Consider the following 15,268-nt stretch of genomic DNA (forward strand, 5'->3'; position numbering starts at 1 on the left):
ATAGTTTTATAAATGCTTACGATTTCTGCTCTTTGCTAAAGTTAATGACATTGATTCTTTATTTCGGTGCTATGATTGATGCAGATAAGATTTTAATTAATGGCACATTGATCGGAGAGACGGAATACCAGTACCCACCCAGAATTTATCGGATACCGGAGGGAATTCTTCATGCAGGAGAGAATATCATCGAAGTTAAATTGATGGTTTTCAGACAGGAAGGAGGATTTGTACCTGGAAAGGTGTATGAACTTTGTTATGGCAGCAATCTGGAGAAAAAGGTATCTCTTTCCGGTGACTGGAATTATGAAATCATCCACCGGATGGAATCGCTGCCGCAGATGACATTTTTCCAGTTTAAAGCATGTGGACTTTATCAGGGAATGCTCTATCCCATCAGAAGATGGAAAATCAAAGGATGTTTCTTCTATCAGGGTGAATCCAATACCGGGCGGCCGGAAACCTATGAGGAGGAATTTAGCACGATGATCGAGGAATGGAGAACCCTCTGGCAGATGCCGGATATGCCGTTCATTTTTGTGCAGCTGGCAGGATTTTCTGATGGAAAACTTCATACGGACGGCATACAGTGGGCAAGACTTCGTGAGGCTCAGAGAAAAACAGCCGGTTTGCCGTATGCCATGATGGTACAGGCTTATGACTTGGGAGAATACAACGATCTGCATCCTACCGATAAGAAAACAGTCGGCGTACGTGCGGCACTTGCGGCAGAAACATTAATTTATGGCAGAAACGTATCATACCGAAATCCGGAGCTTGCTGCAGCCATTAGAAATACTGGAAGTATAAAGTTTGTTTTCGAACCGTCAGGCATTGTATTGCATACAGAGAAAAGAACTCCGGATCTGAAAGAAGTACCGGGAGTTTCTCTGCGACAGGATAAGAATGAACCGGTCAGAGGTTTTGATATTATTTGTAAAGATGGAAGCCGTAAAGCAGCCGAGGGAAAACTGACAGGAGAAAATACTGTCGAAGTATCCATAACGGAAGATACCGTTGGAGTATCCTATGCATGGAATGACTGTCCGTGGGAAGCAAATTTATACAGCGATGAGGAATTGCCGGTAGTTCCTTTCCAGATTATATTTCAGGAGATATCATAAGAAATGAAAATATTTGATGGTGGGTACTGTGTACCTTTTCTAGTAGAGTAAGATGCTTATGAGGATGTAAAAATGAAGATGGCTGCCGATATCCGGTGAGAATGTATGTGGAACCTTTTGGAAAACCTCGCCTGATGGTTTCACGTACAGATGATGACAGAATCCTTGTGAAAAATTATGGGGTCTGTGAATCACTGGAAATCCGAGATTTTCTCTATGCGGGAAACCGTGAGGTTATCATTGAAGTGGCGAATGACGGTGAGGGTTCTTTTCTCTGTGAAATAGAAGCAGAACCCTGCAAATGGCTGAAACTGGAAATGAGCAGCAGAGAGGTAAAAGATCAGGAAATTCTCAAGCTGATTTGCTGCCTGGGCAGTTCCGGAGAACTATCTGGCGGGAAATCCGGATGATGATTTCTGGGCTGTGGGTATTATAGAACAGGTTCATAAAACCTGCGTACCGATTTCACTGCACAAAGGATTCAATGAAGTGCAAATAGAATTTTTAAGCAAAATTTTTGCAGTAGAGAAAATAGTTTTCTATAGGGAAGGCACCGTCCCCCGGATCTCATGTATGGGTCCGACAGAAAGCTGGAAGAGATAGTTCTGGATGTTTGGAACATAATATGGTATGATGGCTACAGGAGGGCAGCGTATGAAGAGACTGATTGATAGATTAGAAAATACCATGAATGACTTTAACCTGAAGAAAAAGCTTCATATTCTGTATATCTATTGTATGCTGATACCACTTATCATTACAGACAGTGTTATTCTATTTATTGTGGTTCAATCCGAGAGAGTGGAGCAGCGGCATGTGATGGAAAATGATGCAAGTGCTGTTATATATAATCTTTCCCGGGAAGTGGAAAATGCCGCAATGAAAGCAAAAAATATTTATATGAACGGGTATATCGAGGAGTTTTTGAATCGACAGTATGAGACTCCTCTGGATTATGTGACGGGACATCAAGCATTTATGAAGAATTCACTGTTTGAGACCAGTATGGGTACGGATAATACAGTGGTTACGATTTATGCGGACAATGATACTATTATCAATGGCGGACATTTCATCCGTCTGTCTGATGTGCGTGAGACAGAATGGTATAGATATTTGCAGGAAGCGGGAAATAATTCAGTATTGTATTTTTATTATGACCAGTGGAAAAGTTCTGCAGTGCAGCCGCGGCGCAGCGTGTTATTTATCAGAAAACTAAATTTTTCCGGACAGGACAGCTGTGAAAAAATAGTGACGATTGAAATGGATTACAGTAGTCTTGTACGCAATCTGGATAATATGAATTATGAGTCTGAGATCTATATATGTAAAGATAATCAGATTTTGCTTTCTAATAACGGATATAATCAGCCAGGGTGGCCTTTTAGCGAATGGAAGGAAAACATACAGCCGGATTATCAGAAAGAATACAGTGCTTATGGAGAACATCTACAGATTGCAGTCTGTAAAAGAAGTCGTGGGATACGGGCACAGATATGGAATCATATGCCGTTGATTGTTTTTCTGGTGTTGATTAATACGGTGATGCCGTGGATTCTGATGCGGCTTATTAATCGTTCTTTTACTGCCAGGGTGGAAGAATTGAGCAAAGCATTTGATCACGTAGATGCGGATCATCTTCAGGAAATCTCATATGTGCGGGGGAAAGATGAAATAGGCAGTCTGATGCTCAATTATAATCACATGGCATCCCGCCTGAATGATCTGATTCAGACGGTGTATAAGGATCGTCTGAGAGAACAGGAGATGGATATTGCCAGACAGAATGCAGAACTTCTGGCACTGCAGAGTCAGGTGAATCCTCACTTCCTGTTTAATGCCCTGGAGAGCATTCGGATGCACAGTATCTTAAAGAAAGAGTATGAAACTGCGGATATGGTGGGAAAACTGGCCGTGATGGAACGTCAGAATGTGGATTGGAGTACAAATTTTGTCAGAATGAAAAAGGAACTGGAATTCGTGGAGGCATATCTGGGACTTCAAAAGTATCGTTTTGGAGACAGGCTTTCCTATGAGCTGGACATAGAACCGGAATGTGAGGATATTCAGATTCCAAGACTGACTGTCGTAACTTTTGTGGAAAATGCATGTGTGCACGGGATTGAGAGTAAAACAGCTTCCTGCTGGATTTTTGTCCGGGTTTATCGTAAACATGAGGATATCTGGATCGAAGTGGAGGATACCGGAAGCGGTATGGATGAGGACAAAGTGGCTGAAATAAAGGAAAAGATGTGTAATGCAAGCATCGAGAAACTAAGAGAAAAGGGGCGTGTAGGTATTATCAATGCCTGCCTCAGACTGAAAATGATAACGGATAACAAAGTGTGTTTTCATATAGAGAGTGAAGTAGGAATCGGTACTACTATTCAGATCAGGATGCCGATAGACGCTCTGGATGATAGAATACAGATGCACAGATAAGACTTCAACAGGGGTCTTGGGAATGGAAAAGAAACAAAGGAGATAAGAACATGCTGCGGGTTTTGCTGGTTGATGATGAACCTTTTATTGTACAGGGGCTTATGGTGTTTGTTGACTGGGAACAGGAAGGGTATGAGATTGTATATACTGCTGCCGATGGAGCAGAAGCACTTACATATCTGAAAGAGCATAAGGTGGATCTGGTCATTTCAGACATTAAGATGCCGGTAATGAGTGGACTAGAACTTTTGGAGACAATACGCAGAGAAAATATTTCAGATGCTTATTTTATAATTTTAAGTGGTTACAGTGATTTTTCCTATGCACAGCAGGCAATTCGTTATGAATGTATGGAATATATTCTGAAACCGGTGGAAAAAGAGGAGCTTTTGGGTGTACTGCGCAGCGTAGCCAAAGTGTCAGAAGCTGCCAGGGAAAATGAAAAGAAAAAACAAAAGCTGGAACATGAATATTTGACCAGAAATATTATTGCTCTTCTCTGTGGAAAGTATGACACGGTGAATCTGGAATATATAAAAAGTCACATGAATCTTTCTGACAGTGTCAGATATGTTTATTTGGAACCCTATGATATAGGAGACATGTCCGAACAGGAGGATGGGGAATACCGTCTGATTCAGAGAAAACTGCATCAGGCCTGTCAGGATTTCCTGAAAGAAGACAGCAGTCACTGTTTCTTTGATGTGTCCTGGAATGAGAAGAATTACGATATAGGTTTTATTTACTGTGATTATATGGCGAAGAACCGGGCAATCAGTGAAGTTGAGTATCTGAGCGACTTTCAGGAGAGTCTTGAACTGGCAATTCAGCGTCCTGTAAAATTGCTGGCGGGTAAAAAAGTATCAGACATTTCTGGACTCGCAAAATCCTATAGTACCGCCTGTGTATTGAACTCTCTGGAAGCATTCCGTGCAAAAAAGAAAATGTATTTTTATGAAGAAGAGGTACAGATTCATAATGGGGGTATTATCCTGTGCAAACAGAGCCTGGATGCGTTGATATCAGCCATTGAGCAAAACGATAAGATACAGATCCGTAAATGTGTGGAAAATCTGTATGAAGAAATGCGGCAGATGGGACTTGCCGCAGATACAGTCAATCTTAACATTAATTATTTCCTGTTTCAGCTGATTTATCTGGCAACTGAGCAGGATGATTGTGTCGATCAGAAAGAAATTCTACATTTCATTGGTGAAAGCACATTTGAAGAGGGAGTCACCAGAGGCAGCAGTGTGCATATGGTGCATTTTGCTCTGGAGTATGCAGAATATCTGGCTCAGCTTCGCAAAAATATTTCCAGGGGAGGCGTAATTAGAGATGTTGAGAAAGAAATACGCGAAAATTATGCAGAGAATCTTACTTTGAGAGAATTGAGTAAAAAGTACTATGTGAACAGTGCTTATCTGGGACAGATATTCCGGAAAAAGTTCGGACAGTCATTTAAAGAGTATCTGAATAACTATCGGATGGAGCAGGCAGTTCAGAGACTGTTGTATACCAGTGATAAAATCTATCAGATTGCTCTGGATGTGGGATATAAAGACTGCGATTATTTTATTAACCGTTTTATTGCGGCAAAGGGATGCACACCTGCAAAGTTCCGCAGACAGGGCGGAGTATTGAAAAACTGAGAAAATGGAAGAAATTTTCCAACTGAAAAAAGACAGGATAAATGATAGGGTTCTATAATTTGTCCTGTCTTTTTGTATGCTTTGTCCGGTTGAGGTTTTTTTTGTAGAAGGTACAATATAGTTACTTGATAAGTCGTATTTGTTCTGCAGACGAATAGGAAAATATTTATAGTATCAAAAGAAATAGGAGGATGGAGTCTATGAAAAGAAAAAGTTTAATATCCCTTATGCTGTTAGCGGCGGTGTCCATGGCGGCCTGTGGCAAAGCAGAAACAGACACAGGTGCAGAGTCATCTGATGGCGAAGTAAAAGAATTTACTGCATTCTTTGCAGTTCCCGGTACAGAAATCAATGATGATAATGAAATTCAGCAGAAAATTGCTGAGATTACAGGTGCTAAATGTAAAGAGACATGGCTTACAGGACAGACTGCTGAGGAAGCTGTAGGAACCTTGATCGCCGGTGGTGAGTATCCGGATTTGATTGATGGTGGAGATGGTATGGCTCAGCTCTATGATGCCGGTGCCTTGGTTGCTTTGGATGACTATATTGATCAGTATCCGAACATTAAAGAGTTCTTTACAGAGGAAGAATGGGATAAACTTCGCCAGGAGGATGGACATATTTACTGGATTCCACAGTTCAGTAATATTTACGGTGAGGAAAAAGCAACAACACACAATGATGAAGCATTCTGGATTCAGACTCGAGTTCTTGAATGGGCAGATTATCCGGATATTCAGACCATGGATGAGTATTTTGATCTGATTGAAAGATACTATGAGGCCAATCCTACAATGGAAGATGGTACAACCAATATTCCATACACAATCCTCTGTGATGACTGGCGTTATTTCTGTCTGGAAAATGCACCTCAGTTCCTGGATGGATATCCAAATGATGGAAGTGTTATGGTAGATACGGAAACCTTGCAGGTCATTGATTATAATACAACACCTACAGCTAAGAGATACTTCGGAAAATTGAATGAAGAATTCAAGAAAGGTATTGTAGACCCGGAATCCTTTACACAGACTTATGATGAATATATTGCAAAACTTTCCACCGGACGTGTGCTGGGAATGATCGACCAGTGGTGGGATTTTGCATATAGTGTAAACGATGCACTGAAACAGCAGGGGCTGGGTGAACAGGGATGCAACTACGTTCCGCTTCCGATTACAATTGAAAGAGGAATTAAAAATCAGTGGCATAACTCCGGTAGTGTTCTGAATGTTTCCGCCGGTCTTGCTATTACAACAAGCTGTGATGACGTGGAAGGTGCACTACAGTTTGTGAATGATCTTCTTTCTCAGGAAGTACTGGATCTGCGTTCTTGGGGCGTAAAAGATGTTGACTATAAAGTAGATGAAGATGGTAAATACTATAAAACTCAGGAAATGAGAACTCAGGCAGCTGATACTGCTTATAAAGCATCACATTTTTGCGGTTATTCTTATTTCCCAGGGTATACCGGAACAAGCCGTGATGGAATCAACGCAATGTCGCCACAGTTCCAGCCCGAAGAATTCTATGATGGACTGCCGGATGATGTGAAAGCATGTTTCAATGCCTATGGTGCTGAAACATATGTAGACATGCTTGGAACCAGTGAGGCTCCGGGACCATGGTATCCAATGTATTCTTTCTCAAGTACTATGACAACAAGCACACCTGGTGGTATTGCATGGACAAAGATGGGAGAAATCAAGCATGAATATCTTCCTAAAGTAGTAATGGCATCAGATTTTGAAGCTGCATGGGATGAGTACATGAGTGTATACGAAAAATGTAATCCTCAGGATTTCCTGGAAGAAATGCAGACAGAGCTTGATCGCAGAATGGAAGAAGCCAAGAAGTATCAGTAGAATATAAGTGAATAAATCGGGCAGATGTCGGTTGCGGTATCGTGTGACAGACCGGTTCATCTGCCCTCTCTTTTTAGGAGGAGACTATGGCTGCTATAGAAAAAAGAAAAAAAGAAAAAGTAACAGAAATGAAAGTGAAAATCACTTGGAAAGAAATAAAAAGACAGAAAGCTCTGCTGATCTGGTCAGCCTTTATTGTATTATATGGTGTGATTTTCTGCTATTTGCCATTGGGAGGATGGCTGATGGCTTTCCAGAATTACCGTCCCAAGGATGGACTTCTGCATTCTCAGTTTGTAGGATTGGCAAAGTTCCAGCAGTTGTTTTCTGATGCCACATTCCTGCGTGTTATCAGAAATACACTGGCTATGGGTGTAATCAACCTGGTAGCAACCTTCTTTATGGCAATTTTATTTGCTATTTTGTTGAACGATGTAAAGTCTCAGGGTGGAAAAAAAGTAGTGCAGACAATCTCTTACCTGCCGCACTTCTTGTCCTGGATTATCGTAACTGGTATTCTGCATGACGCACTGTCCGGAACGGGTATTGTGAATGAGCTTCTTTTGAAATTCGGTATTCTTGATCAGCCTTTGAATTTCTTCGCTCATCCAAAATTCTTCTGGCCAATCGTGGCATTTGCCAATGTATGGAAGGAAACAGGATGGAATGCCATTATTTATCTTTCTGCAATTACATCCATTGACCCTTCCCTTTATGAAGCGGCCAATATTGATGGGGCCGGAAGATGGCAGAGAATCCGCTATATTACATTACCGGGAATCCGTCCGACTATTATGATTCTTCTTCTGATGAATGTAGGTAACGTATTAAATGCAGGTTTTGAAATCCAGTACCTGTTAGGTAATGGTCTGGTACAGAGCGTGGCACAGACAATTGATATTTACGTATTGAAATGGGGTATCAGCCAGAATGACTTTGCAATTGGTACTGCGGCAGGTATCTTCAAGAGTTTTGTCAGCATCGTGCTTGTTGTCATCGCCAATGAGATTGCAAAACGGACCGGTGACGAGCGGCTGTTTTAGGAAAGGAGAAATCAGACTATGGAAAAACTTCACAAAAGGAAAAAAACATCGGTTGGGGATACCATCTTCGTGATATGTAATACCCTGTTCATGATTCTATTCGTGCTGATTACACTATATCCGATTCTGAATACAGTGGCAATTTCACTTAATGACGGTACGGATGCATTGAGGGGTGGGATTTATCTGTTGCCCCGAAAATTTACCTGGAAGAACTATCTTACCGTTTTACAGAAAGATAACCTGCTGACAGGTGCTTATGTTTCTGTGGCAAGAACAGTAGTTGGAACTTTGCTGGCCCTGATTGCCAATGCAATTCTGGCATTTATCGTCAGCAGAAAACATTTCCTGTTCAAAAAACAGTTGTCACTATTTTGGGTTATTACCATGTATGTAAACGGTGGCATGATTCCAACATTCCTGCTGTACAAAAACCTGGGAATGACAAACAGTTTCTGGGTTTATGTAATTCCTGGTATGTTCAGTGCCTTTAATATGCTGGTTATCCGTACCTATATGAACGGTCTTCCGGAGAGTCTGGAAGAGTCTGCACAGCTTGATGGTGCCGGATACACAACGATTTTCTGGAAAATCACTTCACCGCTGTGTAAACCGGTGTATGCGACCGTAGCTTTGTTTGTGGCAGTTGGTCAGTGGAACTCCTGGTTCGATGCCATGCTGTACAACCGTATGAGTGTACACCTGACAACCTTGCAGTATGAGTTGATGAAACTGCTTTCTTCCGTTACCAATCAGGGTAATTCTGCAGAAGCTATGAAAAATGCAGCAGGTGCAGTTACTCCAACCTCTGTACGTGCAGCAGCTACCGTATTGACCATGTTGCCGATTGTCTGCCTGTATCCGTTCCTTCAGAGATACTTTGTAGCCGGTCTGACCATCGGAGGAGTAAAGGAATAAGATAAAGATGGAAAAGGGAGCCGTTTACACAGGAATTTATCCAAATATATTCGAATTAGCCGGATATGAGAAAAAGGAAATAGAAAATAGAATAGATCAAATATTTCAGACTCTTTTTTATGGGAGTGATGAGGAAAGAATTTATCATCCCGTCGGTTGTGATCTTGGATACATAGAGGATACCGGTAATCTGGATGCACGTACGGAAGGCATGTCTTATGGCATGATGATGTGCGTGCAGATGAATAAAAAAGAAGAGTTTGACAGGATATGGAAATGGGCAAGAACCTATATGTATATGACTGAAGGTGAAAATGCCGGATATTTTGCATGGTCTTGTGGAACAGATGGCACAAGAAACGCTGATGGCCCGGCACCGGACGGAGAAGAGTTCTTTGCAATGGCATTATTTTTTGCCTCTCATCGCTGGGGCGACGGGGAAGGGATTTTTGCTTATAGCGAAGAGGCAAAAAAGTTGCTGCATACCTGTATTCATAAAGGAGAAAACGGAGAAGCGGGACGTGCCATGTGGGATCCGGATAACCACCTGATACGTTTTATTACCGAAGTGGATTTTTCAGATCCTTCCTATCATTTGCCTCATTTTTATGAATTATTTGCACAGTGGTCTTACGAAGAAGACCGTTCTTTCTGGGAGGAAGCAGCGAAGGCAAGCAGGGAATACTTGAAGAAGGCATGTCACCCTGTGACCGGCCTGTGTGCAGAGTATGCAGAGTATGATGGAACCCCTTGCACAAAAGGGCAGAATATCTGGGGGAGACATGACTGGTATTACAGTGATGCCTATCGCACGATTGCTAATATTGCTCTGGATTATGCCTGGTTTGGTGCAGATGAGTGGGAAGTGGAAGAAGGAAAGCACTTTCTGAAATTTTTCTGTGAGACAGCAGGGGAGGAACATCAGGATGGAATTTTTGCCATTGATGGTACGGTAATCCCCGGAAAAGCTTTGCATCCGGTGGCCATGACAGCAGTGAATGCACAGGCAGGATTGCTGGTACAAAATGAGCATGCCCTTGCCTGTGTCCGCAAGTTTTGGAATACACCTCTGCGTACAGGAAACAGGAGATATTATGATAATTGCCTTTATTTCTTCGCTTTTCTTGCATTAAGTGGAAATTATAGAATCTATTAACAGGAGATATTATTATGCATTATGCTAACAATCCAATTTTACCGGGTTTTCGTCCTGATCCTTCCATCTGCAGAGTGGGAGATGATTATTATCTTGTAACATCAAGCTTTGCTTATTTTCCTGGTGTTCCTGTTTATCACAGCAAAGATCTGGCTAACTGGGAGCAGATCGGTCATGTGCTTACCCGAGAGTCACAGCTCCATCTGGAAAATGCCGGACATTCCAGGGGAATCTATGCACCGACCCTGAGGTATTTTCAGGGACGCTATTACATGATTACAACAAATGTTTCACATCGAGACAATTTTATTGTAACTGCTGAAAGCCCGGAGGGTCCCTGGTCTGATCCTTATTATCTGGATGAAGATGCTCCGGGGATTGATCCCAGTCTGTTCTTTGACGAAGATGAAGATGGAACAGTTCATTGCTATTATGTAGGAACAAGACCAAACCAGAAGCACGGAGTTCGTTATAATGGGGACTGGGAGATATGGGTTCAGGAACTTGATTTGAAGACCATGGAGCTTATTGGTGAAAGCAAAAAAATCTGGAAAGGTGCCATGCATCATGTGATCTGGCCGGAAGGACCTCACCTTTACAAAAAGGATGGTTATTATTATCTGATGAATGCTGAGGGAGGTACAGGACCAAATCACAGTATGACGATTTCCAGAAGCAGAAGTGTGTGGGGACCATATGAGGGCAATCCCAATAACCCTATTCTGACGCATCGTCATCTGGGAAATGATTATCCCATCACTGCTGTGGGTCATGGTGATCTGGTGGACGATGGCCATGGAAACTGGTATGTGGTTATGCTGGGTTCCAGAAAATGCGAAGGCTATGTAAATACAGGTCGCGATACATTTCTTGCGAAAGTGACATGGGAAGATGGATGGCCTGTTGTGAATCCGGGAGTCGGTATGCTGGAGTCGGTAGTCGAACTTCCGGGAGATGGGGCAGAAATGAAACCTGAAAGCCAGGTATACCATTTCTTCGAGAAGAAACTCCCGATGGAATGCATGACTCTTCGGAAGCCTCTTTGGGAAAAATACGATCTTTTCCAGAGAAGTGGATATCTGAGACTTCCGACTTTGCCGCAGACATTAAATGAAACATCCTGTCCTGCTTTCGTTGCTGTAAGACAGAAGGAATATCTGTATCTTGCATCTGCGGGAATAGAGTTTTCCCCCTGTGTAAATGGGGAGGAAGCTGGTCTTGCCATTCTGTGTGATGAGACACATCATGTTCGGTTTACCAAAATGATGTGTGACGGTAAGGTGCAGCTGTTACTCAATCGTCGTCTGGGTGACAAAGAAGAAAAACTGGCGGCTGAAGAAATCGAAGATGGATTTGTAACTCTGGAAATCAGAGGCAGAGGACAGAAGACAGATTTCTACTATAAAGTTCAGGGAAAAGAAAAGATGCTGCTTGTTTCTGATGTGGATATGACAGGATTGAGTACTGAACTGGCGGGCGGTTTTACAGGTTGCTGCCTGGGAATGTATGCATCCTCCAATGGTGAAATTTCAGAAAATCATGCGGACTTTGCATGGATGGCTATTGAAAACCAGTAAGAGTATCCGTTATAATAATTAAAGATTCTAAGCTGTGTACTCGGAAATTCCAGCGGAATTTCTGGGTACTATTATCTTGAAAAGGTGTCATGTTATGCAAAGCATGGTGCACCCCTCATAGCAGATACACCGAAGCATACTTTAATTTCTAAGAAGGGAAACGGATATATGAGAAAGTACTGGAAACAATGTACACTTTTATGCTGCGTCGTAGCTCTGGCGGGAACAGCATTTTGGCAAATAGGAAATAGGAAAAAGCCGGAGATTAGAAAATATTCGGCTTTTTTTTCTGTTCTAGGACAGGAGATTGATGAGGATAATGAGATAAAAAAGAAAATCGCGGAACTGACAGGAGCAGAATGTGAAGAGATATGGCTGGTAGGACAGACTTCCGACCAGGCTATTGCTTCCTATATTGCCGGAGGAGAGTATCCAGATTTTATTTCCGGCAATATTGATTTATATGAAGCAAATGCTTTGATTCCGGTTGATGAGTATTGGGATGAATACCCGAATCTGCGCAGTTATTTTACTGATAGTCAGTGGGAACTGTTAAAACAGGAGGATGGGCATATTTACTGGATCCCCCAGTTTGGGAATCAAAAAAATCCATCAGAAGATATTCTGCATAATGGCGAAGCATTCTGGATACAGACAAGAGTATTAAAATGGGCGAAGTATCCAGAAATACGTACGTTGGAAGAATACTTTAATCTTATTGAGGCTTATGTGGACGCTCATCCTTTGGATGACCTTGTACCATATACTGTTCTTTGTGATGACTGGCGATATTTTTGTCTGGAAAATGTGCCGCAGTTTTTAGATGGCTATCCTAATGATGGCTGCTGCATTGTGAATCCAAATACATTGAAAGTGGAGGATTATAATACCACAGCAACGGCAAGAAAATATTACCGGATATTAAATGAAGAATTTCAGAAAGGAATTCTTGATCCAGAGTTCTACACACAGACTTATAGTGAGTATCTGGAAAAACTTGCTACCGGACGTGTTCTTGGTATGTCAGATCAGTGGTGGCAGTTTTATTATACCGTGGATGATATGTTGCGTCAGCAGGGAGAGGGAATGAATTATGTGCCTCTTCCCATTACAATCGACAGAAATGTACAAAATAAGTGGCATACCCAGAATGGAACTCAGCCAGATGTTTCAGGAGGAATATCTGTCACAGTAAGTTGTAAAGATGTAAAGGGGGCTTTTCAGTTCCTTAATGATTTGCTCAGAGAGGATATTCAGAAACTTCGTTTTTGGGGAATTGAAGGGGTAGATTATGAAGTGGACGAGAACGGATTGTTTTATCTGACCGAAGAGCAGAGAGATATGGTTGCTGATTCGCAGTATAAAAATACACATTTTTGCTCTTATGCTTATTTTCCACGATTAGAAGGAAATTATGAAGATGGAATCAATGCTTTTTCACCGGAATTTCAGCCGGAGGAATTTTATGCTGCTCTGCCGGAGGATGTGAAAGAATGTTTGTCAGCGTATGGATGTAATGACTATGTAGATATGCTGGGAAATCATGATATACCGGGAGAGTGGTTTCCCGTGTATGCCTATGCGGATATTCTGACAACGGGTTCTGAGGCAGGACTGGTATGGAAGAAAATGGATCAGGTTAAACGTGAATATCTGCCGCAGCTGGTTATGACAGAGGATTTTGATTCTATCTGGGAGAAGTATATGGAAAGTTACGAATCCGTTCATCCGGAGATATTTTTTGCAGAAATGCAGAAAGTAGTGGATGAGCGGACGGGAAACAAAAGTGAATGATGAAAAGGAGACTTATACAATGAAAGATTTTTACAATCCTTTAATTGGCATGGACTATCCGGATCCTGATCTGATACGCGTGGGGGATATCTGGTATATGATCAGTACAACCATGCACTTTATGCCGGGGGGTGAGATTCTTCGTTCTTATAATCTGACAGATTGGGAGCGTGTGGGTTACGTTTTTGATGATCTGGATCATACACCGGCACAGTGTATGGAGAATGGAGAAAATATTTACGGACAGGGTATGTGGGCAGCATCCCTGCGGTATCATAATGGTATATTCTATGTGTGCTTTGCTGCCAATGATACCCATCGCACTTATCTGTATCAGTCAGAAAATATAGAAGGGCCGTGGAAAAAACAGTATATCGAAGGATTTTACCATGACTGCTCTCTTTTGTTTGATGATGACAGAGTTTATATTGTATATGGAAATACACAGATTTATATTACAGAATTAACTGCTGATCTGAGCAGTCCGAAACCTGGAGGATTGCACAGAAAGATCATTGAGGATACAGGAAATGTGCGTCTGGGATATGAAGGAGCTCATGCATATAAAATTAACGGTAAGTATTATGTATTTCTGATTCACTGGCCCAATGGCGGAGCGGGAAGAAGAACAGAGGCATGTTTTGTTTCAGATAGTCTGGAGAGTGAGTTTATCGGACGGGATATACTGGATGATGATCGGGGATATTTCAATTGCGGTGTGGCACAGGGAGGAATTGTAGATACACCGGAAGGCGAATGGTATGCTTTCCTTTTTCAGGATTCTGGAGCGGTAGGGAGAATCCCGATTCTGGTTCCGGTAGATTTTACTCATGGATTCCCGGAATTTGGAAGTAATGGGAAAATAGTAGAACCGATTTTACTGAGGAACAGAAAACCGGAATATGTATACGAACCCCTGACTGCGAATGACAAGTTTCAGTATAAAAAGGAAGGTGGAAAAATATCGATTCATAAAGCATGGCAGTGGAATCATGTGCCAGATTATCGTCTGGTTGACTGTGATGAAAATGGAGGATTAAAACTAACTGCCGGTTCTTTGTGCCAGGATTTGTGTGAAGCACGAAATACATTAACGCAGAGAATGATCTGGCCCGGGTGCCGTGCTTCAGTTGTAATTGATGGGTCTGATTTAAACAATGGTGATTATGCTGGTATCTGTGCACTTCAGGGTTGTTATGGAATGATTGCAATAACACGTCAGGCAGATCAGTATTATCTGGTTATGCGTGCCGGGAGTCCTGCTGATGACAGTCGATATCCTGTCATCCAAAAAGGTGAAAACCTTGAGGAACATGAGAGGGTTAAGATGGATTGCCCGATTGCTCATCTGGAACTTTCTGCTGATTTTTCTGATATGAAAGATATTGTAGTTTTTCGATATTGGAGTCATGGCGAGTGGAAAAGATTAGGGAGCGTACATAAATTGTATTTCAAGCTGGACCATTTTACAGGGTGCAGAGTTGGACTGTTTTGTTATGCCTCAGAGCAAACAGGGGGAACTGCAGTGTTTCATGATTTTACATTGCAGAATTTATGTATTGACAACCGATACCAGCCTTAGTATTATCTCATCTTTGACACTTAAGTAGATTAAAACACCTCGCAAACCCAGTGTTTATGCAATGTCATTAACTTTAGCAAAGAGCAGAAATCGTAAGCATTTATAAAACTAT

Annotated in this window: 11 protein-coding genes; all 11 read left to right on the top strand. The window is 41.9% G+C overall.

Annotated features, from left to right (window positions below; all coding sequences use genetic code 11):
• Positions 1–1,124 (top strand): sialate O-acetylesterase (locus DW769_RS15475; RefSeq protein WP_243105476.1); only part of this gene is annotated, 1,124 nt, incomplete at its 5' end.
• A gap of 134 nt (positions 1,125–1,258) precedes the next feature.
• A complete protein-coding gene (locus DW769_RS15480; RefSeq protein ID WP_117761845.1) occupies positions 1,259–1,534 on the top strand; it encodes a hypothetical protein in 276 nt (91 codons plus the stop codon).
• Between the two features lie 244 nt (positions 1,535–1,778).
• Positions 1,779–3,566: a sensor histidine kinase gene (locus DW769_RS15485; RefSeq protein ID WP_117761846.1), complete on the top strand. Its 1,788-nt coding sequence runs from the start codon at positions 1,779–1,781 to the stop codon at positions 3,564–3,566.
• A gap of 50 nt (positions 3,567–3,616) precedes the next feature.
• A complete protein-coding gene (locus tag DW769_RS15490) occupies positions 3,617–5,218 on the top strand; it encodes a response regulator transcription factor (protein ID WP_118750611.1) in 1,602 nt (533 codons plus the stop codon).
• 200 nt (positions 5,219–5,418) lie between these two features.
• Entirely contained in the window at positions 5,419–7,086 is a 1,668-nt protein-coding gene (locus DW769_RS15495; RefSeq protein WP_118750612.1) for an extracellular solute-binding protein, read from the top strand.
• A gap of 86 nt (positions 7,087–7,172) precedes the next feature.
• Complete coding sequence (locus DW769_RS15500; protein WP_117761849.1) at positions 7,173–8,129, top strand: ABC transporter permease; 957 nt, start codon at positions 7,173–7,175, stop codon at positions 8,127–8,129.
• 18 nt (positions 8,130–8,147) lie between these two features.
• Positions 8,148–9,047, top strand: coding sequence for a carbohydrate ABC transporter permease (locus DW769_RS15505; protein ID WP_117761850.1), 900 nt, complete (start codon positions 8,148–8,150; stop codon positions 9,045–9,047).
• Between the two features lie 7 nt (positions 9,048–9,054).
• Entirely contained in the window at positions 9,055–10,203 is a 1,149-nt protein-coding gene (locus DW769_RS15510) for a glycosyl hydrolase family 8 (protein ID WP_117761851.1), read from the top strand.
• Between the two features lie 14 nt (positions 10,204–10,217).
• Positions 10,218–11,780, top strand: a complete 1,563-nt coding sequence (locus DW769_RS15515; RefSeq protein WP_117761852.1) for a glycoside hydrolase family 43 protein — start codon at positions 10,218–10,220, stop codon at positions 11,778–11,780.
• A 168-nt stretch (positions 11,781–11,948) separates the two neighbouring features.
• Complete coding sequence (locus DW769_RS15520; protein WP_117761853.1) at positions 11,949–13,574, top strand: sugar ABC transporter substrate-binding protein; 1,626 nt, start codon at positions 11,949–11,951, stop codon at positions 13,572–13,574.
• 19 nt (positions 13,575–13,593) lie between these two features.
• Entirely contained in the window at positions 13,594–15,156 is a 1,563-nt protein-coding gene (locus DW769_RS15525) for a glycoside hydrolase family 43 protein (RefSeq protein ID WP_117761858.1), read from the top strand.
• Positions 15,157–15,268 lie beyond the last annotated feature (112 nt).

The organism is Blautia sp. AM29-29 (assembly GCF_003480555.1).
Classification (GTDB): domain Bacteria; phylum Bacillota; class Clostridia; order Lachnospirales; family Lachnospiraceae; genus Fusicatenibacter; species Fusicatenibacter saccharivorans.

Bases quoted from the DNA above. Each gene is read 5' to 3' on its own strand.
- DW769_RS15480 (WP_117761845.1), top strand. From the start codon at position 1,259: ATGGTTTCACGTACAGATGATGACAGAATCCTTGTGAAAAATTATGGG.
- DW769_RS15485 (WP_117761846.1), top strand. From the start codon at position 1,779: ATGAAGAGACTGATTGATAGATTAGAAAATACCATGAATGACTTTAAC.
- DW769_RS15490 (WP_118750611.1), top strand. From the start codon at position 3,617: ATGCTGCGGGTTTTGCTGGTTGATGATGAACCTTTTATTGTACAGGGG.
- DW769_RS15495 (WP_118750612.1), top strand. From the start codon at position 5,419: ATGAAAAGAAAAAGTTTAATATCCCTTATGCTGTTAGCGGCGGTGTCC.
- DW769_RS15500 (WP_117761849.1), top strand. From the start codon at position 7,173: ATGGCTGCTATAGAAAAAAGAAAAAAAGAAAAAGTAACAGAAATGAAA.
- DW769_RS15505 (WP_117761850.1), top strand. From the start codon at position 8,148: ATGGAAAAACTTCACAAAAGGAAAAAAACATCGGTTGGGGATACCATC.
- DW769_RS15510 (WP_117761851.1), top strand. From the start codon at position 9,055: ATGGAAAAGGGAGCCGTTTACACAGGAATTTATCCAAATATATTCGAA.
- DW769_RS15515 (WP_117761852.1), top strand. From the start codon at position 10,218: ATGCATTATGCTAACAATCCAATTTTACCGGGTTTTCGTCCTGATCCT.
- DW769_RS15520 (WP_117761853.1), top strand. From the start codon at position 11,949: ATGAGAAAGTACTGGAAACAATGTACACTTTTATGCTGCGTCGTAGCT.
- DW769_RS15525 (WP_117761858.1), top strand. From the start codon at position 13,594: ATGAAAGATTTTTACAATCCTTTAATTGGCATGGACTATCCGGATCCT.